At 44.7% G+C, this 19,761-nt stretch carries 20 protein-coding genes and 1 tRNA gene; 10 read left to right on the top strand and 11 right to left on the bottom strand.

The window, feature by feature from the left end; all coding sequences use genetic code 11:
- Positions 1 to 9: 9 nt before the first annotated feature.
- The 5 genes from apaG to lptD form a co-directional block, all read right to left on the bottom strand.
- A complete protein-coding gene (gene apaG, locus TW84_RS22320; protein WP_045977810.1) occupies positions 10 to 387 on the bottom strand; it encodes a Co2+/Mg2+ efflux protein ApaG in 378 nt (125 codons plus the stop codon).
- Between the two features lie 71 nt (positions 388 to 458).
- Positions 459 to 1,265 carry a 16S rRNA (adenine(1518)-N(6)/adenine(1519)-N(6))-dimethyltransferase RsmA gene (gene rsmA, locus TW84_RS22315; RefSeq protein WP_045977809.1) on the bottom strand — a complete coding sequence of 269 codons (807 nt, stop codon included), beginning with the start codon at positions 1,263 to 1,265 and terminating at the stop codon, positions 459 to 461.
- A gap of 12 nt (positions 1,266 to 1,277) precedes the next feature.
- Positions 1,278 to 2,270, bottom strand: coding sequence for a 4-hydroxythreonine-4-phosphate dehydrogenase PdxA (pdxA, locus tag TW84_RS22310; RefSeq protein ID WP_045977808.1), 993 nt, complete (start codon positions 2,268 to 2,270; stop codon positions 1,278 to 1,280).
- Positions 2,260 to 3,555, bottom strand: coding sequence for a peptidylprolyl isomerase SurA (gene surA, locus TW84_RS22305; RefSeq protein ID WP_045977807.1), 1,296 nt, complete (start codon positions 3,553 to 3,555; stop codon positions 2,260 to 2,262). Before surA ends, pdxA begins: the two co-directional genes overlap by 11 nt.
- A gap of 52 nt (positions 3,556 to 3,607) precedes the next feature.
- Positions 3,608 to 5,977: an LPS assembly protein LptD gene (lptD, locus tag TW84_RS22300; protein ID WP_045977806.1), complete on the bottom strand. Its 2,370-nt coding sequence runs from the start codon at positions 5,975 to 5,977 to the stop codon at positions 3,608 to 3,610.
- A 149-nt stretch (positions 5,978 to 6,126) separates the two neighbouring features.
- On the opposite strand from lptD, the gene djlA reads away from it, so the two are divergent.
- Positions 6,127 to 6,978, top strand: a complete 852-nt coding sequence (gene djlA, locus TW84_RS22295) for a co-chaperone DjlA (RefSeq protein WP_045977805.1) — start codon at positions 6,127 to 6,129, stop codon at positions 6,976 to 6,978.
- Between the two features lie 346 nt (positions 6,979 to 7,324).
- Complete coding sequence (locus TW84_RS22290; RefSeq protein WP_045977804.1) at positions 7,325 to 8,446, top strand: carbohydrate porin; 1,122 nt, start codon at positions 7,325 to 7,327, stop codon at positions 8,444 to 8,446.
- 351 nt (positions 8,447 to 8,797) lie between these two features.
- On the opposite strand, the gene TW84_RS22285 is transcribed toward TW84_RS22290, so the two are convergent.
- The 5 genes from TW84_RS22285 to rpsU all read right to left on the bottom strand — a co-directional run bounded on the left by TW84_RS22285 (position 8,798) and on the right by rpsU (position 13,500).
- Positions 8,798 to 8,873 (bottom strand) — tRNA-Ile (locus TW84_RS22285).
- A gap of 139 nt (positions 8,874 to 9,012) precedes the next feature.
- Positions 9,013 to 10,866 carry an RNA polymerase sigma factor RpoD gene (gene rpoD / locus TW84_RS22280; RefSeq protein WP_045977803.1) on the bottom strand — a complete coding sequence of 618 codons (1,854 nt, stop codon included), beginning with the start codon at positions 10,864 to 10,866 and terminating at the stop codon, positions 9,013 to 9,015.
- 97 nt (positions 10,867 to 10,963) lie between these two features.
- Complete coding sequence (dnaG, locus tag TW84_RS22275; RefSeq protein ID WP_045977802.1) at positions 10,964 to 12,721, bottom strand: DNA primase; 1,758 nt, start codon at positions 12,719 to 12,721, stop codon at positions 10,964 to 10,966.
- 93 nt (positions 12,722 to 12,814) lie between these two features.
- Positions 12,815 to 13,258, bottom strand: a complete 444-nt coding sequence (locus tag TW84_RS22270) for a GatB/YqeY domain-containing protein (RefSeq protein ID WP_045977801.1) — start codon at positions 13,256 to 13,258, stop codon at positions 12,815 to 12,817.
- A gap of 26 nt (positions 13,259 to 13,284) precedes the next feature.
- Complete coding sequence (rpsU, locus tag TW84_RS22265; RefSeq protein ID WP_001145625.1) at positions 13,285 to 13,500, bottom strand: 30S ribosomal protein S21; 216 nt, start codon at positions 13,498 to 13,500, stop codon at positions 13,285 to 13,287.
- Positions 13,501 to 13,728: 228 nt separating this feature from the next.
- Between rpsU and tsaD the strand changes: the two genes are divergently transcribed.
- A complete protein-coding gene (gene tsaD, locus TW84_RS22260; RefSeq protein ID WP_045977800.1) occupies positions 13,729 to 14,745 on the top strand; it encodes a tRNA (adenosine(37)-N6)-threonylcarbamoyltransferase complex transferase subunit TsaD in 1,017 nt (338 codons plus the stop codon).
- A 138-nt stretch (positions 14,746 to 14,883) separates the two neighbouring features.
- Positions 14,884 to 15,699: an alpha/beta fold hydrolase gene (locus tag TW84_RS22255; protein WP_045977834.1), complete on the top strand. Its 816-nt coding sequence runs from the start codon at positions 14,884 to 14,886 to the stop codon at positions 15,697 to 15,699.
- A gap of 16 nt (positions 15,700 to 15,715) precedes the next feature.
- On the opposite strand, the gene plsY is transcribed toward TW84_RS22255, so the two are convergent.
- Positions 15,716 to 16,327 (bottom strand): glycerol-3-phosphate 1-O-acyltransferase PlsY, encoded by a 612-nt coding sequence (plsY, locus tag TW84_RS22250; RefSeq protein WP_045977799.1) that lies wholly within the window; start codon positions 16,325 to 16,327, stop codon positions 15,716 to 15,718.
- Positions 16,328 to 16,485: 158 nt separating this feature from the next.
- Between plsY and folB the strand changes: the two genes are divergently transcribed.
- The 6 genes from folB to ispF all read left to right on the top strand — a co-directional run bounded on the left by folB (position 16,486) and on the right by ispF (position 19,722).
- Positions 16,486 to 16,839, top strand: a complete 354-nt coding sequence (folB, locus tag TW84_RS22245) for a dihydroneopterin aldolase (protein ID WP_045977798.1) — start codon at positions 16,486 to 16,488, stop codon at positions 16,837 to 16,839.
- Positions 16,836 to 17,330, top strand: a complete 495-nt coding sequence (folK, locus tag TW84_RS22240) for a 2-amino-4-hydroxy-6-hydroxymethyldihydropteridine diphosphokinase (RefSeq protein WP_045977797.1) — start codon at positions 16,836 to 16,838, stop codon at positions 17,328 to 17,330. The genes folB and folK overlap by 4 nt, the downstream gene beginning before the upstream one ends.
- Before the next feature lie 11 nt (positions 17,331 to 17,341).
- A complete protein-coding gene (locus tag TW84_RS22235) occupies positions 17,342 to 18,145 on the top strand; it encodes an undecaprenyl-diphosphate phosphatase (protein ID WP_045977796.1) in 804 nt (267 codons plus the stop codon).
- A gap of 108 nt (positions 18,146 to 18,253) precedes the next feature.
- Positions 18,254 to 18,532 (top strand): cell division protein FtsB, encoded by a 279-nt coding sequence (gene ftsB, locus TW84_RS22230; protein ID WP_045977795.1) that lies wholly within the window; start codon positions 18,254 to 18,256, stop codon positions 18,530 to 18,532.
- 2 nt (positions 18,533 to 18,534) lie between these two features.
- Positions 18,535 to 19,239: a 2-C-methyl-D-erythritol 4-phosphate cytidylyltransferase gene (gene ispD / locus TW84_RS22225; protein ID WP_045977794.1), complete on the top strand. Its 705-nt coding sequence runs from the start codon at positions 18,535 to 18,537 to the stop codon at positions 19,237 to 19,239.
- 3 nt (positions 19,240 to 19,242) lie between these two features.
- On the top strand, positions 19,243 to 19,722 hold the full coding sequence (gene ispF, locus TW84_RS22220) for a 2-C-methyl-D-erythritol 2,4-cyclodiphosphate synthase (protein WP_045977793.1): 480 nt from the start codon (positions 19,243 to 19,245) through the stop codon (positions 19,720 to 19,722).
- Positions 19,723 to 19,761 lie beyond the last annotated feature (39 nt).

Below are 19,761 nucleotides of genomic sequence, written 5' to 3'. Positions count from 1 at the left end.
TAAATGATATCAGTTGAGAATATTAGGTAGAGCAAGTCTAAACGGCTCAATTTCGGTGATAAACTCTCGGCCTTTCTCATCAAGAAGAATGTATTGACCTTGCATGACGCCAACGGGAGTTTCTAGAGCGGTACCACTGCTGTAGGTATACTCATCACTACCTGGAATAAAAGGCTGCTGACCTACGACACCATCGCCCTCAACTGTCATTTGTTTGCCATTGGCATCTGTGATTAACCATCGACGACTGATGAGCTTAACGGTTTGATTGCTTAAATTTTTAATAGTTATGATATAGGCAAAGACGTAGCGCTTGGAATCGGGTTGAGATTGTTCCGAAATGTATTTGGTATGAACTTGAACTTTAATACAAGGGTTAGCTTCCATGTAGACTCCTGCGTGCAAGTCAAAAAATTAGAGTTGTAGACCAACAGGTTACAACTCTAATTATATGAAGATTATTTGTGATTTGCGTCTAACCAGTTAGCTAAATCAACGAACTGTTCCAAAGTCAGATTCTCAGGACGCATACCAGGGTTAATACCCAACTGCTCCAGCGTTTCAGCATCGACCAGAGACTTAAAACAGTTGCGAACGGTTTTGCGTCTTTGGTTGAAGCCTTCACGACAAACGCGATCTAACCAATTCAGGCTGGTCGCTGGGTATGGCAGAGTCTCATATGGGACGAGGCGAACAACGGCTGAATCAACTTTTGGTGGTGGAACGAATGCTGTTGGGGGCACTTCTAGCACCGGAACCACTTTACAGTAGTATTGCGCCATTACCGTTAGACGGCCGTAAGCCTTAGTGCCAGGACCTGCGGCTAAACGATTCACCACCTCTTTTTGCAGCATAAAGTGCATGTCTTGAATATCTTTATGGTATTCAAAGAGGTGAAACATCAAAGGTGTAGAGATGTTGTATGGTAGATTGCCAAAGATGCGTAATCTATTGTTAGGCTTAACCAATTGTGTGAAGTCAAAACGCATGGCGTCGCCTTCATGAATGGTCAGTTTATCTGAAAGTTCAGGATGAGTCCTTAAACGTTCCGCGAGATCTCGGTCAAGTTCAATGACAGTAAACTTATCGACTTCTCGACCTACAGGCTCAGTAATCGCGCCTAGACCAGGACCGATCTCAACCAAGTTTTGACCTGGCTTAGGATTGATGGCAGAGACAATCCCATCAATAATGTATGGGTCGTTCAAGAAGTTTTGACCAAAGCGCTTACGTGCTTTGTGTCCTAAATGGACATCATTTCTCATAGTGTTCTCAAGTTAACTGGTTTTCTTGTCGACAAGCTCAATAGCATGAGCGAGTGCCGTTGTAAAACTTCCTGTGTCTGCATCACCTGTCCCTGCAAGGTCTAATGCCGTACCGTGATCCACGGATGTCCTGATAAATGGGAGGCCCAGAGTAATGTTCACTGAACGTCCGAAACCTTTGTATTTTAGCACCGGAAGAACCTGATCGTGGTACATGCCTAGTACGGCATCCGCCTCGTTCAGATACTTTTCGTTAAAAATCGTATCAGCAGGTAATGGACCGACAAGGTCAATACCGTCTTCCTGGCGCAGCTTGTTCAACGTTGGTGTGATGGTGTCAATCTCTTCTCTACCCAGACAGCCATCCTCTCCTGCATGTGGATTCAATCCACAGACGTATATTTTAGGTGATGAAATAGCAAACTTCTCAACCAAATCCTGATGGAGAATACGTACTATTTTCTTCAGTCTATCTTCGGTTACCGCTTTAGAAACGTAAGCCAATGGAATATGAGTTGTCACCAAGGCAACTCTGAGTCCCTCTGTGGCCAGCATCATCACCACCAGTGGTGTGTTTGATTTATCAGCAAAGAACTCAGTATGGCCACTAAACGCGACGCCAGCTCGATTAATTACGCCTTTGTGTACAGGACCAGTGACAATAGCATCAAACTCACCATTCATACAGCCCAAAGCGGCTCTTTCTAGTGTTTCTAATACATAGTGGCCATTTTTCTCATCGAGCTGACCCGAAATCGCAGGAACATTAAGCGCAATATGATCGATAATCAACGAGCCTGCTTGCTGAGGGATAGGAAGCGCCTCAGCATCATAATCAATAAGTTGTACGTTGATATCGAGTTGTTTAGCGCGTTGCTCAAGCAAATCCTTATCGGCACTGACCACTATTTGATGCGGCCAGCTTTGTTTCGAAAGGGCTAAAACTAAATCAGGTCCGATTCCTGCGGGCTCCCCTGCGGTGACCACAATACGCTTAATTGTCATCTTGTCCTTCCTTGACGACTTCTACGAAAGCACTTGCCCTGATTTCTTGCAGCCAAGCACTAGCTTCTTCATTAAATTTACGATTAAAGATAATGCGATAGGCTTTATTCTTGAGCGCTGAATCTGTGCGGTCAACCTCACGGCGTTCCATCACTTCGACAATATGCCAACCATGCACGGTTTTAAATGGTTCGCTTATTTGGCCAACGGGAAGAGTGTCAATTTGATGTTTGAATTCAGGAACGTAGAGGTCTGAAGTTTGGAAACCCAATTCACCTTGTTGTGCTGCTGAGCCCGGGTCTTGGCTATATTGCTGAGCCATTTCACCAAAAGTTGCTTCGCCCAACTGAATACGGCGCGTGATATCGCGTAACTCTTTTTGCACCCCTTCATCGCTGAGGATTACTGTAGGTTTAATCAGAATATGTCGTGCATTGATCTCTGTTACAGCAACGGTTTCTAGGCCTTTCACATCCTCGATTTTTAGAATGTGGAAACCGACACCGCTGCGAAATGGACCGATAACACTGCCTTTGTTCTCTAGGTTGATTTGGTCTGCAAAGATAGTAGGCATTTCTTCTTTGCGCATCCAGCCCCAATCACCACCTTGTAGTGCTTTTGGACCTTTTGAATAGGTATATGCCAAAGTGCTGAAATCAGCACCTTGATTAAGCTCCTTGACGATTTGATTGGCTTTCTCTTCAATTGCTGCCTTATCATCACCATCATTCACACGAAGTTGGATATGGCCAATTTTGTATTGCACTGTTGCGTTGGTTTCTTTAGCCAACATGTTTGCTAGGTTATCAACTTCAGCTGGCAAAATGTTAATTCGACGGCGAACTAATGCGTTTCGAGCTTCACTAGCAGCAATTTCTTTGCGCACCTGTTCACGGAACTGCGCGTAGCTCAATCCTTCTTTTGCTATAGAATTAGTGAGTTGCTCAAGCGTCTGATTGTTGTTCTCTGCAATTTCTTCGATCGCTTCATTTAGGCGGTTGTCATCGATAAGAACGCCAATACGTTGCGCTTCCTGCTGCTGGATGGTATCTACTATTAGCTTTTCTGTGACTTGTTCACGCAGAGTCGCGTCAGCAGGTAGCGATTGTTGGTTTTGTTTAGCATTCGCGCGAATAGTTTTGAGAGAAGTCTCTATATCACTTTGCAATACTACGCCGCCATTTACAATCACCGCGACTTTGTCCAGTTCGACAGGCTCTGCTTGTACAAAAGAAAACTGGCTGGCTGCAATTAGCCCAAATATGGTTTGCTTCCAAAGTTTCATAAATTTCCTGTTAAAAGAATGAGCCTGCGAATTTAGACCACAGGCTTTCAAATTAGTTGTTTAAGAAGAACGGGCGACCGTAACCTAAAGAGCTATTAGCCGTATCAGATCCTGTCACGCCGGAGTCAGAGCCGATAGAAGTGCCGAATCCAATAATACCGAAATTAAAGCTGAAGTTGTTTTCATATATAGGCTGTACGGGATCAGACAGTAAACCACTGCGCAGTTGATTACTGTACGAGAAGCCAATATACCAGCAATCTGATCTGTAACTTAGGTTGGTTAGCCATTCCAAATCTTCTTCGGTTGTTAGGTCGTAGAAATATTGGGCACTTGCATACCACTTTCTGGTTAGCTGGTAACCCGCAATTAAGCCTGCCTGAGAAATGCCATCTTTGGTTAGGCTATCTAGAGGCAGGCTGTCTCCTACGGTACTGTCAAGATAACTACGTGTAACGTAGCGATAGTTACCTTGAATGAATCCTCCGGAGAATCGATACTCAAGTGTGCTATTACCGAGCTGAACTTCACTGGTGTCGATATCATATTGGATACCACCATGATAGAAGAGGTAGTCGTCATAGTTGAAGTCCATTTCGACCGCCCATGCAGAGTAATCGGATTTGTTATCTTGATTGGAGATATTGGAATTTTTAGTATCTTTGTCCAAGTAGAAGATTTGTCCGAATGAGATATTCAGGCGTTCTTTATATTGTTCATCAAAAAAGCGAGTGGAAGCGCCATAACTAAACTGGTTAGCTGCGGCAATTCTGTCTACGCCACTGTACTTACGGCTGCGGAACAAACCATAGTAATCGGTTTGAAGGAGCGTCGTATCATAGAGATAAATTTCACTTTGATCTTCTTCAGGCACATACAAATATTGGATCTGAGGTTCCAATGTTTGAGTGTAGCTATCGAACAGAACGGTATCTCTCTCTAAAACGACACCTGCATGGGTCCGAAACTCTGGAATGACTCGTGAGGTTGACTCTTTTAAGTTGTAGCCTTGGCTACTAAAATCACTCAGGTTGAGTCCCCCTAAATCTTGCTGATAGTAGGTCCCTAAAACTCGAGCTTCTGTGGTCCAAGTTCCCCAAGTAGTGCCAACAGGTATTTTTATACCAGGCTCAACATGCACTCGCGTTGCAGACGGTTTAGCGGGGTCATCAGTATCAAATTGAGACACATGGCTGATCACATCGAAATCGAGATAGCGCATTAACTCCGGAGAATAATAGTTAAACTCGACTTGAGGTAACAGTCGGTATGGCGTGTTACTGCTGGTGGTTAATACTTGAAAATCTCTAGTTAAAACGGCGGCATCCCATGTTAAAGAACGATAAGTAGCTCTGGCTTCTTGTAGAAGCTGACCATCGGATTGATTGCCTAGGCTTGAGTCAATATTGGAAAAATAGCTAATATCACTGACTTTCGAGTAATCAATTTCAAATTTCCAATTCTCTTGGAAAATACCGCTGTGTTGCCACTGAAATCCCCAACGGTCACCTTGCTCTGGGTACTTTTGATCATCAGGTAAATACTCAGATTTGAGCGTACTATAGCCGAGGTCTGAGAGGTATCTAAATTCGCTGTTGAGCTGGGTGCCTCGCTCCTGCATATACTTTAGAGTGGTCTCTAAGTCGTAGTTTGGTGCCAAGTTCCAGTAAATCGGCACCTGCATTTCAAAGCCATCACTAGAACCGTAGGAAACGGTTGGATATAAGAAACCAGTTTTACGCGTATCACCAATGGGGACGGTCAGAAATGGTAGGTAAAAAACAGGGACGTTTAGTATTTCAAACCGAGGGTTATAGAAGGTGGCTTCCTCTTCGTTTTGATCGATATCGATGCTCGAAGCCTTCATTCGCCAAGATTTGTCACCTTCTGGACAAGAAGTGATCGTGCCATCCTCTATCTCATAGACAGCTTTGCCTGTTTTGGATACATAGACAGCTTCACCGCGACCAGGCTCACACAAGAATTTATAGTTGGTATTCTCTAATGTCACTTGTTCAGTATTCAGATGATTTACGGCTTTGTCTGAGATCGTTTTTAACTCGCCATCGCTGAATGTCACGTTACCCTCAGCGACGACAATATTATCTTGTTGATGAAGAGTGACATTGTCCGCTTTCATGCGTTTTTTGCCTTGTACAACGGTTACGTTACCACTGTAGGTCGATTTATCACCATTGATCGCTTCTAAGCTGTCGGCTTCAACGTTAATTGGCAGTTGTTTTGCGTTTTCAGGCTCCTCTTCATTGACCAAGCATTGATCAATAAGGTCTAATGTTTGGCATTCGCCAATGAACGGCATTTCTTGTGACGTGTCCAGAGGGATGTCTTCAGCCTGAGCCTGAGGCATAAGAAAAGCGGCACTAATTGAAGTGGCTAACAAGGTGCGAGGAAAACGTGACATCGAGTTTTACTATCCTGTTTAACTTGATATATCCGGTGAAGTAGGTGACCGAATGTAAAATAAAACGGTCCCTATAATAAAGGAATTTATAGCTTACGGCACTATCAGACCGCTTTATGAAGAAAAAATTCAGAGATTGAGAACACATAATGCATATTTTCGGCAAAATACTTGGCACTTTTTTTGGTTTCCTAATGGGAGGACCGTTTGGTGCGATATTCGGCCTTTTTTTAGGTCATCAGTTCGATAAAGCACGCAGATTGCGCCAAGCTGGTTTCAACCCTGGCTTCGGTGGTGGCCCCAGCCAAACTGAACGTCAAGAAGAATTTTTTAAAGCTGGTTTCGCCGTGATGGGGCATGTAGCGAAAGCTAAAGGGCAAGTTACCCGTGAAGAAATTCAGTTAGCGACCACCATGATGGAACGGATGAATTTGCATGGTGAGCTGCGACGAGCAGCACAAAATGCATTTCGTGAGGGTAAAGAAGCCGACTTTCCGTTGGAAACTGTGTTAGAGAGAGTTCGAATTTCAGCTGGGGAGCGATTTGATCTGATGCAGTTCTTCTTAGAATTGCAGATATCGGCAGCGTTCGCAGATGGAGATATTCACCCTAGTGAACGCAGCGTTCTACATAAAGTAGCGAAAGGGTTGGGTTTCTCTTCCGATCAACTTGAGCAGCGCTTACGCATGCAGGAAGCGGCATTCCGCTTTCAGCAAGGCGGTTTTGGAGGACATTCAAATAATGGTCACTCTCATCAATACGGACGAGGGCAGCAAGCCACTACTGCCGATCAGCTTAGTGATGCGTACAAGCTTTTAGGTGTTGACAGCAATGCCGATACGAAAACACTTAAACGTGCATACCGTAAACTGATGAATGAACATCATCCAGATAAACTGATGGCTAAAGGTCTTCCGCCAGAAATGATGAATGTAGCCAAAGAGAAGGCACAAGAAATCCAAAGTGCCTATGACCTGATCAAAAAAACCAAAGGTTTCTAAAACTAGTTAAGACGAGCAAATAAATAGCCTGATGTGTTTTATCATCAGGCTTTTTTACTTCCTATAGTTCAATCAACAGTGATGTGACAATTGGACCTGCCTGAGGCCTTCATCGACTATATGCTCTCGTAAATTCTTATAGGACACTGGCCTGCTCGTATCACGGACACGATTAAACTTTAATGAATCTGAATGATTAATAAGTATTAATTAAGGGACTTATGCGCGTCTCGAGATTGTAATGTTCTCTCCTTTTGCACACATGCAAAACGGTCCTCCTTTTTATTCAAACAATACGGTTGAGCTAAGTCGTACAACTCAGTAGCTAGCATAGGAAGCTATTGAAATGAGTGAACATTTATTATCAAAATCGCAGTTTCTGATGACCCTTGTAGCCGCAACTGCATTAATGACTGCCAGTGAAGTATATTCTTCTGAACAACAAACAGTGAGTGTGACGGGTGACTATTACGCATTTGGGTTAACTTCCAGTGAAACTCTTTCAGGAAAAGAGGGTACTGCGGCCGCTGGTATCGCTAGGGTAACCATTGATTGGTTGGCTTATCAAGATGAAACTGACCTAGATACAGGTTCATTAAGGTTGAGGGTCGACCATAAACATGATTATACCGAAGATGCTCCGTCTCAGTTTGTTATGGGGAATATCGGTGGTTTTGGTTTAATACAGCCTGCTTTTAGTGATATTGGTTCAAGGCTAACTAATCTATATTGGAAGCATGAATTTAATGCACAAGATACAGAAATGATGGCCGGCTTTTTAGACAGTACGGACTACATTGACACTTACGCGCTTGGCAATCCCTATTCCGGTTTTTCTAACATCCAGTTTAGTACGGGGTCAGGTTCTATTGCTATTCCTGATGAATCGACATTCGGGGTTTCTGTTCGGCACATGATGTCTGAAAACTTTTATGGCTATTTAAGCTTCTCTGATGCGAAAGCAGACTCTACCGAGCCGTTTGATGGGGTTGAAAACTTTTTTCGCGACAACCAATATTTTAAGTCGCTGGAAATTGGGTGGGTGCCTAGTAAAGATGCATTTTATATGCAGAACTCTCACTTGACGATTTGGCATAGTGACGGGCCTAAGGAGCAGTCCAGTGAGAACTATGGGGCTAATTGGTCGACCATTTACAAAATGGGCAGTTGGGTGCCTTTCTTTAGAGCCGGAGTCGCAAAAGGGCCAGAAGCCCTCTATAAGTCCTCTGTTGTTGCTGGAACTGGCTATCTCGGGCTAGGCCCCGGAACACTTGGTTTGTCGGTCGGTTGGGCACAACCTAATGCTCCGTTTGATGATACGTTCAACTCTGAACTTTATTATCAAATGAATTTTGGCCCTGTATCGATAGCCCCCAATGCTCAATATCTTAGTCGCCTTCCTTTCAACTCTCAGGTAGATAGTGCTTGGGTATTTGGTATCCGAGGGAACATAAAACTGAGTATCTAGGCGTTTGTTTAACGCCCAGCCACTCAACGAAAACAATATCATGCTGAAGGGGACGCTCATCGTCATGTGATGTTTTTATGGTTTTTGTAGCCAAATGGAGATCACACACTATGACGCTTATCAGAGTAGACAGGCGCGCACTGAACGAAGAGGGATCCATTTACCTCTTTAACCAGCCTCTCCACTAGAACGCGTTAACTGTTACTGGGTTAAAGTTAGGTTGTTCAAAATAGGAATCTTGATTCTAGTAGCATAAACCTGTTTTGGTTTTGCTATACGGTCGTGAGAAAAGCAAAAGGCCTGAGAAGCGAAATCGCTCTCAGGCCTTTCTTGTTCTTTACCGAACGAAAGTGGTGGCCCCTCGCAGACTTGAACTGCGGACCAATCGATTATGAGTCGACTGCTCTAACCACTGAGCTAAGGGGCCGTTAGGACAAGAATTATAGGGGAAGCCGATTAGGCTGTCTAGACACTTAATAGGGTAAATGCGCTTAGTTTTTATCCACTTAAATCATTTAGATATAAAAAAGGCGAGCACTTGCTCGCCTTTTAATCAAATTGATGGGTTATTCATCCAAGAAACTGCGTAGAGTCTCTGAACGGCTTGGATGGCGTAGCTTACGCAATGCCTTCGCTTCAATTTGACGAATACGCTCGCGAGTAACGTCGAACTGCTTACCTACCTCTTCAAGAGTGTGGTCGGTGTTCATGTCGATACCAAAGCGCATACGCAGTACTTTCGCTTCACGAGGTGTTAAACCTGCAAGAACATCTTTAGTAGCGACTTTAAGACTTCCTGACGTTGCAGAGTCTAGTGGTAGCTCAAGAGTTGTATCTTCGATGAAATCACCTAAGTGCGAATCTTCGTCATCACCGATTGGTGTTTCCATTGAGATTGGCTCTTTAGCAATCTTCAGAACTTTACGGATTTTGTCTTCCGGCATTTGCATGCGTTCTGCAAGTTCTTCCGGCAACGGCTCGCGACCCATCTCCTGAAGCATTTGACGAGAGATACGGTTGAGCTTGTTGATCGTCTCGATCATGTGCACTGGTATACGGATAGTACGAGCTTGGTCTGCAATCGAACGAGTAATTGCCTGACGGATCCACCAAGTTGCGTAAGTCGAGAACTTGTAACCACGTCTGTACTCAAATTTATCAACGGCTTTCATTAGGCCGATGTTACCCTCTTGGATCAGGTCCAAGAACTGTAGACCACGGTTGGTGTATTTCTTCGCGATAGAAATAACCAGACGCAAGTTTGCTTCAACCATCTCTTTCTTCGCACGGCGAGCTTTTGCTTCACCGATAGACATACGACGGCTGATGTCCTTGATGTTTTGAACTGTGAGTGATGTTTCTTCTTCGATGATCTTTAATTTTGAGATCGAACGACGAATATCTTCTTCACTGCGACGGATCTTTTCTGCATATGGCTTATCGGAAGATAAAATTTCATCCAGCCACGCTTCGCTTGATTCGTTGCCTGTGAAAAGAGTAATGAAAGACTTCTTCGGCATCTTGCCATACTCAACAGATGCCTTCATGATCAGGCGTTCTTGAGTACGTACACGCTCCATTGAGGTGCGCAGCTCTTCAACAAGGTAGTCAAACTGCTTAGGCGTTAGACGGAATTCTTTGAAGACGTCGATGACCATTTCATGAGCAAGTGTCGCTTTCGGGCTCTCGTTTCCATATTCGTTACAAGCAAGCTGGTAGTTTTGGAAAGTGTTACGTAAAGCTGTGAACTTCTCTAGAGCAAGCTCAGGATCGATCCCTGTATCTTCCTCTTCTTCATCGTCTTCTGACTCTTCTGCGTCTTCTTCCTCGGCATCTTCGTCTTCAAGGTCTGCTTCTGCAAGTTCAGAACCGATATGCGTAGCCGTTGGTGCCGTTGTTTCATCTGCGTCCGGATCGACGAAGCCCGTGATAAGGTCGGTTAGGCGAAGTTCTTCCGCCTGTACCTTATCAAACTGCTCAAGAATATAAGGGATAGTTCCTGGATACTCAGCAACAGCGTTTTGAACTTGGTTGATACCATCTTCAATACGCTTTGCAATATCGATCTCACCTTCGCGAGTCAGCAGTTCTACGGTACCCATTTCGCGCATGTACATACGCACAGGGTCAGTGGTGCGGCCGATTTCATTTTCTACGCTTGAAAGCGCAGCAGCAGCTGCTTCAGCTGCGTCTTCATCGGTGATTGTATCGTCATCGTTCAGTGCAAGATCATCAGCATCCGGAGCAGTTTCTACTACTCTAATACCCATGTCGTTAATCATCTGAATGATATCTTCGACCTGCTCGGAATCTACGATTTCTGCTGGCAGGTGGTCATTTACTTCTGCGTAGGTCAGATAGCCTTGTTCCTTGCCTTTAATGACAAGTTGTTTTAGCTGTGACTGCGGATTTTGATCCATAGACGGTATCCAACTTAGTATCTGGTGAAGGAATTAGTATGCGAGTGCAAACCACACATATTAACAAATTAATTTGTTGCTGACTATTCGAACAGGGTTACGCTTTTAAATCTAGCATTAGTGCTAGCAGCTCCCTTCTTTCTTCGGTTGATAAACCGACACTTCTTTCTTTGGCCTGCAGATTTTCAATTTGTTTTTCGACACACTGAGCAAGTATTTTGTCCAGTGAGTCTAAAAATATATCTTGTTCATTATCTTCGTCGAGTGGGATTTCCCATCCGGCTAAACGAGACATTAGAGCTTCATGGCTCGTATCTCTCCAGTGTTCAGTTAACTGGCCTGTGTTTACATTGGGGTGCTGATGACAATATTCAAGCACCTCGATGAATAAACTTATCCCTGGGACTGGTAAGTCTCTCACACTTGCCAAATCAGGTACCATTTGAGCATAGCTCGGATTCTGAATAAGCAAAGCGATAACCTCACGCATGGGAGTTCGCTTGAGTTCTTTATGCGGTTGAGGCTTAGTTTCACTGACTTTCTTACGTGGTTGACGCAACCTGTTGTCAAACCCAGTGCGTTCATCAAGAAGTTTTTCCAGCAACTCTTGGAAATAGGGGTCTGGGATTTTATTGATCAGGTTACTGGCATGTGCACGCAGTGCGGACTTTCCTTCATTGCTGCCTAAGTTGAGCTGATGAATTTCGATCAAGTTCTCAAACAGGTAGCGTGATAGAGGGATCGCTTGCTTCATTTGTTGCTCGAAAGCATCTTTACCATGCTTTCGAATATAACTATCGGGATCTTCACCGTCAGGAAGAAACAAAAACTTCAGAGTGTTACCTGTTTTTAGGAATTGTAGCGCATTCTCGAGTGCTCGCCATGCCGCTTCTTTACCTGCTCGGTCACCGTCGTAGCAACAAACAACAGTATTGGTTTGACGGAACAAAAGTTGAATATGGTCACCTGTGGTGGATGTACCCAGTGAAGCCACTGAATAGTCAACACCATATTGAGCAAGCGCAACGACGTCCATATAGCCTTCAACAACCAATATCTGTGGAGGTTCACGGTAAGCCTGCATGACTTCATATAAGCCATATAACTCTTTACCCTTATGAAATATCGGTGTTTCTGGTGAGTTAAGGTATTTTGGTGTTCCATCCCCGAGGACTCGTCCCCCAAAACCAATCACTCGGCCTCGCCGGTCGCGGATCGGGAACATCACCCGGCCACGAAAACGGTCATAGCGGTTCCCTTTGTCATTCTCAATCAGCATACCACCTGAAACAAGCATATCTTGAGCTTGTTTCTGCTGGCCAAAGTTTTTACGGATGAGGTCCCATTCATCTGCAACATAGCCAATACCAAACTTCTGAACAATTTCACCCGACAAACCACGACCTTTGAGATAATCGATCGCGACCTTACTGGCGGAAAGTTTGAGTTGTTTTTGATAGAATTGCGCGATCCCAGCCATTAAATCGTAGAGATTACGTTTTTGCTCGGTGTTTGCTTGAGGTTGATTGGCTGGAAAACGTCCACCTTGACGTTGTTCTCTCGGAACATCAAGACCAACAGAGGAAGCGAGTTCTTCAATGGCTTCAGGAAACTCAAGGCGTTCGTACTCCATCATGAAGTCGATGGCATTGCCGTGTGCCCCACAGCCGAAACAGTGATAAAACTGCTTTTCTTGGCTAACACTAAAGGAAGGCGTTTTTTCGTTGTGGAAAGGGCAGCATGCGCCGTAGTTTTTGCCTTTTTTCTTAAGTTTTACCCGAGCGTCAATGATATCGACGATATCCAGTCGAGCTAGTAGGTCATCAATGAAACTGCGGGGGATGTGTCCTGCCATAAAACCTAACAAAGAAAGAAAAGACTAATCTAGATACAAACAAGCCGTGCGTTCCAGAGGATAGCACGGCTTGTTGCAATTTGGGTTGGGTAATTAACCAAGTTTAGCGCGAACTAAACCACTTACTTTACCCATATCTGTACGCCCTTGAATTTGAGGCTTAAGCACGCCCATTACTTTACCCATGTCTTGCATGCCCGCAGCACCTGAATCAGAAATAGCACTTTCAACAAGTGCAGCCACTTCTTCATCTGTTAGCGGTTGGGGCATGAAGTCCTCAAGTACAGCAATCTCAGCTTGCTCAGCGTCAGCAAGGTCTTGACGACCTGCTGATTCGAATTGAGCGACAGAGTCACGACGTTGTTTAACCATTTTCGTCAGTACAGCGAGAATATCGTCGTCGCCCAGAGTTATCTGTTCGTCAACTTCACGTTGTTTAATGGCGGAAAGAGCTAAACGAATAGTACCAAGACGCAACTTGTTCTTGGCTTTCATCGCTAATTTTTGCTCTTCTTTGAGAGTATCAATCAGAGCCATAACTATAATCCTTTTGGACTTAGTTATTAGTACAGGCGAACGCGACGAGCGTTTTCGCGAGCTAGCTTCTTAGCGTGACGCTTTTGAGCCGCTGCTTTAGCGCGTTTGCGAACTGTAGTTGGCTTTTCGTAGTGCTCACGACGACGCACTTCAGAAAGGATACCTGCTTTTTCGCAAGAGCGTTTGAAACGACGTAGAGCAACGTCGAACGGTTCGTTTTCACGTACTTTAACTACTGGCATATGCCTTTCACCTCAGGGGTTATTCGTTAATGCTGACTTCACAGTACCGAGCTCAAATGCTGGGTCTACAATCAGCTTGATCAAAAATGGTGCGGAATTTTAATCCGATCGCATAGGCTTTGTAAAGCCCTTTTCCGTCTATTCAGTATACAAAATTTGTTTGCGAAGCCAAGCCGAGGTAAGATTGCGTCAATTTTGAATCTGAGATTAAGACACCTAGGTTAAACCATGCGCATTATTGGTATTGAAACCTCATGTGATGAAACAGGCATCGCGATTTATGACGATGAGAAGGGCCTTCTTTCTCATAAGCTATACAGTCAGGTTAAGCTCCATGCCGATTATGGTGGTGTGGTTCCTGAGCTTGCTTCACGAGATCATGTAAAGAAAACGATCCCATTAATCAAAGCTGCAATGGCTGAAGCGAACCTGACGCCAAAAGATATTGATGGGGTTGCTTATACTGCAGGTCCAGGCTTGGTTGGGGCGTTACTTGTAGGAGCAACTATCGGTCGTAGCTTGGCGTATGCGTGGGGTGTGCCTGCTGTGCCTGTCCATCATATGGAAGGTCACCTCCTTGCCCCTATGTTGGAAGATAATCCTCCTCCTTTTCCATTCGTTGCGGTATTGGTGTCTGGTGGGCATTCCATGATGGTTGAAGTAAACGGCATTGGTGAATATAAGATTCTTGGTGAGTCGATTGATGATGCCGCTGGTGAAGCATTTGATAAAACAGCTAAGCTGATGGGTTTGGATTACCCAGGCGGCCCACTGCTTTCTAAGTTGGCCGAAAAAGGTACGCTAGGGCGCTTTAAATTTCCTCGTCCAATGACGGATAGACCGGGCTTAGATATGAGTTTTTCTGGGCTGAAAACATTCACGGCTAACACCATTGCTGCGAATGGTGACGATGAGCAAACTCGTGCTGATATTGCTCTGGCGTTTGAAGAAGCGGTGTGTGCTACATTAACGATAAAATGTAAGCGAGCGCTAGAGCAAACGGGCTTTAAGCGTATTGTTATTGCGGGTGGTGTGAGTGCTAATCGCCGCTTACGCTCAGACTTGGAGCAGCTAGCAAAGAAAGTGGGTGGTGAGGTTTATTACCCTCGTACCGAGTTTTGTACTGATAATGGTGCGATGATCGCTTACGCAGGTATGCAACGCTTGAAGAACGGTGAGCTGGCTGATCTATCCGTTCAGGCAACGCCACGTTGGCCTATCGATCAGCTTGAACCCATCGTATAAATGACCTGCTGCAATAAGGCCGCTCTTGAGAGTCGGCCTTTTTTCTTTCTTCTGGCGTAAAACTGAAAACATCCGAGGTGTTAATTTTGTTATTAATGATACTCTTAAGTTTTATAAATAATATCAATGGAAAAAACTGTGAATAAATTTGCTGTAGATGGCCATCAAATGGCGTATCAGGATGTTGGCCAAGGCCCAGTTATCATTTTTGGTCACAGCTATTTGTGGGACAGCAAAATGTGGGCGCCTCAAATTGAAGTCTTAAGTCAAAATTATCGCTGCATAGTGCCGGATTTTTGGGCGCATGGTCAGTCTGAGTTTGCCCCAGATTCAACTCACTCACTGGTGGATTATGCTCAGCAAATTATAGCGTTAATGGACCATCTAGAAGTTGAGCAGTTTTCGATTATCGGGCTTTCTGTGGGTGGTATGTGGGGCAGTGAAGTGGTAAATCTGGCGTCTGAGCGTGTCAAATCTCTAGTTATGATGGATACGTTCGTTGGTTTAGAGCCGGAAGTGACCCACAAGAAATACTTTACTATGTTGGAGACGATTTCGGCCGCACAAATGGTTCCAGAGCCTATCATTGATATTGTGACCCCGATGTTTTTTGCGCGAAATGCAGAGCAAGATTCACCTTATTTAGTAGCTGGGTTTCGAGAGAAGTTATCTAATCTGAAAGGTCAGCAAGCTGCCGAAGTCGCACGTATGGGGCGAATGGTGTTTGGTCGTCGAGATCAAATCGAAGATATTGAGAAGTTCACGTTACCTGTGCTGATCGCTGTGGGGCAAGAAGATATTCCTCGTCCGGTACTGGAATCGTATTTGATGAACGATTGTATTACCGGTTCTGAGCTGATTCAGGTACCAAAAGCTGGTCACATTGCCAACCTAGAGCAGCCGGAATTTGTGACCGCAATGCTGCAGAACTTCCTTTCCAAGGTATACAGCTAGCAATAACAAGGCCTCATCAGGAGGCCTTGTTGATTCCTTTCTTTTTCTCGCCGACTTTAGGTTCTGTTCCCTCAAACAAGCGTCTGATATTTTGGTGGTGCCTGAATACAATCAGACAACATAGCATGGCGACGGGTAATGTGTATTGAGGTTTGATCATCCACGTATATAAAGGTGCTAATAGTACCGTGACGATGGCAGCCAGAGATGAGTAACGGAAAATCAGTACTACTAACAGCCATGTTGCAATGATCATTGCTGTCAAGTCGAGTCCTATTGGGGCTATGGCGCCTAAGGCAGTCGCAACACCTTTACCACCTTTAAAATGAAAGAAGATCGGATACATATGGCCTAAACAGGCTGCGATGGCAATTACACCAAGAATGATTGGATCAATATTCAGGAAGTAACCACCCCAAACGGGAATAGTCCCTTTGAGCATATCGAACAGCAGCACTGCCGCTGCTGCCTTTTTACCTCCAATTCTTAACACGTTGGTCGCACCTGGGTTGTGAGAGCCTACTCCTCGAGGGTCAGGAAACCTGAGTATGCGACAGATCAAAACAGCACTTGAGATCGAGCCCAGTAGATAGGCAAGGATGATCATGACAAGTGCTAGTGGCGTCATAGTAAAGTTACTCGTTATAAAGAGATGTTAGCTAGGCAAGTAATTGATATCATATCGCGCTTAGAATACTCAAACTACCAACTGCGTGGCGTTTGAGATAAAAATAGTACGACTTTTTACCTGATTTGGGTATCCGACCTCTAAAGGAAGCAAAGCGCATGGATAAAGTATTTATCGAGCAGTTAGAAGTGATCACCACTATCGGCGTTTACGATTGGGAACAGGAAATCAAACAAAAGCTGGTTTTGGATATTGAAATGGTTCATGACAATCAACCAGCAGGTAAAAGTGATGATGTGGCTGATGCGCTGGATTATGCGCAAGTCAGTTCTGCGGTGTTATCTCATATTGAATCTGGCCGTTTTTTACTTGTTGAGCGTGTGGCTGAAGAAGTGGCGCAACTGATCATGACGCAATTCAGTGTGCCATGGGTCAAGATTCGCCTAACCAAACCTGGTGCTGTACCACAAGCTTCCGGTGTTGGAGTTATCATTGAACGAGGCGTGGCATGAACACCACATACATTGGAGTAGGATCCAATGTAGAAAGGCGTAAACACATTAAAGCCGCAATTGATGAGTTGTCTGCTTTGGGTCAGAATCTTAGACTGTCCACGATTTATGAGTGTGAAGCGGTTGGGTTTGAAGGGGATACCTTCTATAACCTTGTCGTAGAAATGAAAACGCCGTTAAGTTTAACGGAATTTTCACGACAACTGCGTCATATTGAGCTCAAATGGGGTAGGGAAGAAGATGCCCAAAAGTTTCAGCCGCGGACTATCGATCTCGATATCATTTTATTTGATCAGAGTATCTCTGAGCGTTCGCCGGAGCTTCCCCGGAGCGATATCTACAAATACGGTTTTGTGATTGAGCCACTTAATGAGCTTTGTGCTGAACTTTGTGTGCCAGGTGATGGTCGAACCATACGCCAAATCTGGCTCGAATCGTCTTATCCGGAAACCTTAAATAAAGTCGACCTCTGGTTTGATTACCAAACATAATTGAGTATCTAATGAGTTATTTTGAAGCGTTTATTCTGGCCTTAATACAAGGTCTTACCGAGTTCTTGCCTATTTCCAGCTCGGCGCACTTAATCTTGCCTTCAGCGGTGTTAGGCTGGGAAGATCAAGGTTTAGCGTTCGATGTGGCCGTACATGTTGGTACATTAGCAGCCGTCATGATCTATTTTCGTAGTGAAGTTGTGTCGTTACTGTCGGCCTTTTTTGCGTCTATTTTTAAAGGTGATCGCAGTAAAGAAGCAAAACTGGCGTGGATGATCATTCTAGCAACTATTCCTGCGTGTGTGTTTGGTTTGCTAATGAAAGACTTTATAGAATTGTATCTGCGCAGTGCTTGGGTGATAGCGACCACCACGATCGTGTTTGGTTTATTGCTATGGTATGTCGATAAATATTCGAGTCTCGAGGATGATGAATATCAGGCGGATTGGAAAAAAGCCTTGTTTATTGGTGTTGCTCAGGCACTAGCCATGATTCCTGGCACTTCGCGTTCTGGTGCGACGATCACGGCAGCCTTGTACCTAGGTTTTACCCGAGAAGCGGCGGCAAGATTTTCCTTCTTAATGTCTATTCCTATCATTCTATTGGCTGGTGGTTATTTAGGTCTGAAACTAGTAAGCAGTGGCGACCCTATTCATTTGGGTGTGTTGCTGACCGGGATCGTAACCTCGTTTATCAGCGCCTACGTATGTATTCATTTCTTCCTGAAATTGATCTCTAGAATGGGAATGACACCTTTCGTGATTTACCGATTGATCCTCGGCTTCGGTTTGTTTGCATTTTTACTCATGCAGTAGGCACAGTCATCAATAACTTTGTAAAGACCACATTCTTCAATCTCGCTTGAAAAGAGACATTATGATATATATGTGGTCTTTCTATATCTCTCATTCTTAGAATATTTTATGCGAATTTTTGCCCTAACTTTACTCTTGTTATTAGGCTGGCTGCAGTACACCTTGTGGTTGGGCAAAAATGGCATCTCTGAGTTTCAGTCGGTCAAAGCTGAAATTGAAGTTCAGCATCAGGTCAATGGCAACCTGCAGAACCGAAACGATGAAATGTTCGCTGAAATTGATGACCTTCGCCAAGGACTAGACGCAATCGAAGAGCGCGCTCGTCACGAACTGGGAATGGTAAAAGAAGGTGAGACGTTTTACCGCATTGTCGGAGATGACAACTGAGCATGACGCAAGTGACCCCTTCCATTGTAGCGATAGTCCCTGCGGCTGGTGTTGGCAGCCGCATGCAGGCAGACCGCCCAAAGCAGTACCTTTCTATTAACGATAAAGCCGTCCTTGAGCATACCGTCGAGAAACTACTGCAACACCCAAAGATAGACAAAGTCATCGTATCGATTACCAAAGGTGATCCATATTTCCCGCTGCTGTCTATTGCCCAACACCCGCAAGTAGTAAAAGTGGATGGAGGACGGGAGCGAGCAGATTCCGTCTTGTCTGGGCTTAAGTTTGTTTGTGACCATCAGCTTGCCGATTGGGTGATGGTGCATGATGCCGCTAGGCCATGTGTAAAACAGCAAGATTTAGATAAGCTTATTGAGGTGTCATTAAAGCATGAGGTTGGAGGCATTCTTGCTTCGCCCGTCAGAGACACAATGAAAAGAGCAAACAGAGGTCAAAATATTGATCATACTGTAGATAGAGAAGCACTGTGGCACGCACTGACTCCACAAATGTTTAAAACTGAGCAATTGACCACGGCTTTGAGTGAGGCGCTTTTGAAAGGTATTACGATTACTGACGAAGCGTCCGCGATGGAGTGGTCTGGGCAATCTCCAGCCCTAGTACAGGGAGCGGCAGATAATATAAAAATTACTCAGCCCGAAGATTTAGCGCTCGCAGAGTTTTATCTTAATCGTAACAAAGGATGAATCATGATTCGTATTGGTCACGGCTTCGACGTTCACAAGTTTGGTGGTGAAGGCCCGGTAATTATAGGTGGTGTTTCTGTACCATATGAACAGGGGCTGATCGCGCACTCAGATGGTGATGTTGCTCTACATGCACTATGTGATGCGTTACTCGGAGCTATTGCAGCGGGTGATATTGGTCGCCACTTTCCTGACACTGATGATGAATGGAAAGGGGCTGACAGCCGAGATTTGCTGCGCGACGTGTACCGTAGAGTTAAACAACAAGGGTATATACTGGGTAATGCGGACGTCACCATTATGGCTCAAGCGCCCAAAATGGCCCCGCATATCACGGCGATGTGTGAAGTGATTGCGCAAGATCTGGAAACGGATATTGGCAATGTGAATGTCAAAGCGACAACAACTGAGCGCCTTGGTTTCACTGGCCGCAAAGAAGGTATCGCGACCGAAGCGGTCGTATTACTAATAAAACAACAATAAAAACTACGCCTAGCGACTATCGCTGAAAGGGGTAACGGT

The organism is Vibrio neptunius (genome assembly GCF_000967495.1).
GTDB lineage: Bacteria > Pseudomonadota > Gammaproteobacteria > Enterobacterales > Vibrionaceae > Vibrio > Vibrio neptunius.
This window is presented reverse-complemented; position numbering and strand designations above follow the sequence as displayed.

Bases quoted from the DNA above. Each gene is read 5' to 3' on its own strand.
- apaG (WP_045977810.1), bottom strand. From the start codon at position 387: ATGGAAGCTAACCCTTGTATTAAAGTTCAAGTTCATACCAAATACATT.
- rsmA (WP_045977809.1), bottom strand. From the start codon at position 1,265: ATGAGAAATGATGTCCATTTAGGACACAAAGCACGTAAGCGCTTTGGT.
- pdxA (WP_045977808.1), bottom strand. From the start codon at position 2,270: ATGACAATTAAGCGTATTGTGGTCACCGCAGGGGAGCCCGCAGGAATC.
- surA (WP_045977807.1), bottom strand. From the start codon at position 3,555: ATGAAACTTTGGAAGCAAACCATATTTGGGCTAATTGCAGCCAGCCAG.
- lptD (WP_045977806.1), bottom strand. From the start codon at position 5,977: ATGTCACGTTTTCCTCGCACCTTGTTAGCCACTTCAATTAGTGCCGCT.
- djlA (WP_045977805.1), top strand. From the start codon at position 6,127: ATGCATATTTTCGGCAAAATACTTGGCACTTTTTTTGGTTTCCTAATG.
- TW84_RS22290 (WP_045977804.1), top strand. From the start codon at position 7,325: ATGAGTGAACATTTATTATCAAAATCGCAGTTTCTGATGACCCTTGTA.
- rpoD (WP_045977803.1), bottom strand. From the start codon at position 10,866: ATGGATCAAAATCCGCAGTCACAGCTAAAACAACTTGTCATTAAAGGC.
- dnaG (WP_045977802.1), bottom strand. From the start codon at position 12,721: ATGGCAGGACACATCCCCCGCAGTTTCATTGATGACCTACTAGCTCGA.
- TW84_RS22270 (WP_045977801.1), bottom strand. From the start codon at position 13,258: ATGGCTCTGATTGATACTCTCAAAGAAGAGCAAAAATTAGCGATGAAA.
- rpsU (WP_001145625.1), bottom strand. From the start codon at position 13,500: ATGCCAGTAGTTAAAGTACGTGAAAACGAACCGTTCGACGTTGCTCTA.
- tsaD (WP_045977800.1), top strand. From the start codon at position 13,729: ATGCGCATTATTGGTATTGAAACCTCATGTGATGAAACAGGCATCGCG.
- plsY (WP_045977799.1), bottom strand. From the start codon at position 16,327: ATGACGCCACTAGCACTTGTCATGATCATCCTTGCCTATCTACTGGGC.
- folB (WP_045977798.1), top strand. From the start codon at position 16,486: ATGGATAAAGTATTTATCGAGCAGTTAGAAGTGATCACCACTATCGGC.
- folK (WP_045977797.1), top strand. From the start codon at position 16,836: ATGAACACCACATACATTGGAGTAGGATCCAATGTAGAAAGGCGTAAA.
- TW84_RS22235 (WP_045977796.1), top strand. From the start codon at position 17,342: ATGAGTTATTTTGAAGCGTTTATTCTGGCCTTAATACAAGGTCTTACC.
- ftsB (WP_045977795.1), top strand. From the start codon at position 18,254: ATGCGAATTTTTGCCCTAACTTTACTCTTGTTATTAGGCTGGCTGCAG.
- ispD (WP_045977794.1), top strand. From the start codon at position 18,535: ATGACGCAAGTGACCCCTTCCATTGTAGCGATAGTCCCTGCGGCTGGT.
- ispF (WP_045977793.1), top strand. From the start codon at position 19,243: ATGATTCGTATTGGTCACGGCTTCGACGTTCACAAGTTTGGTGGTGAA.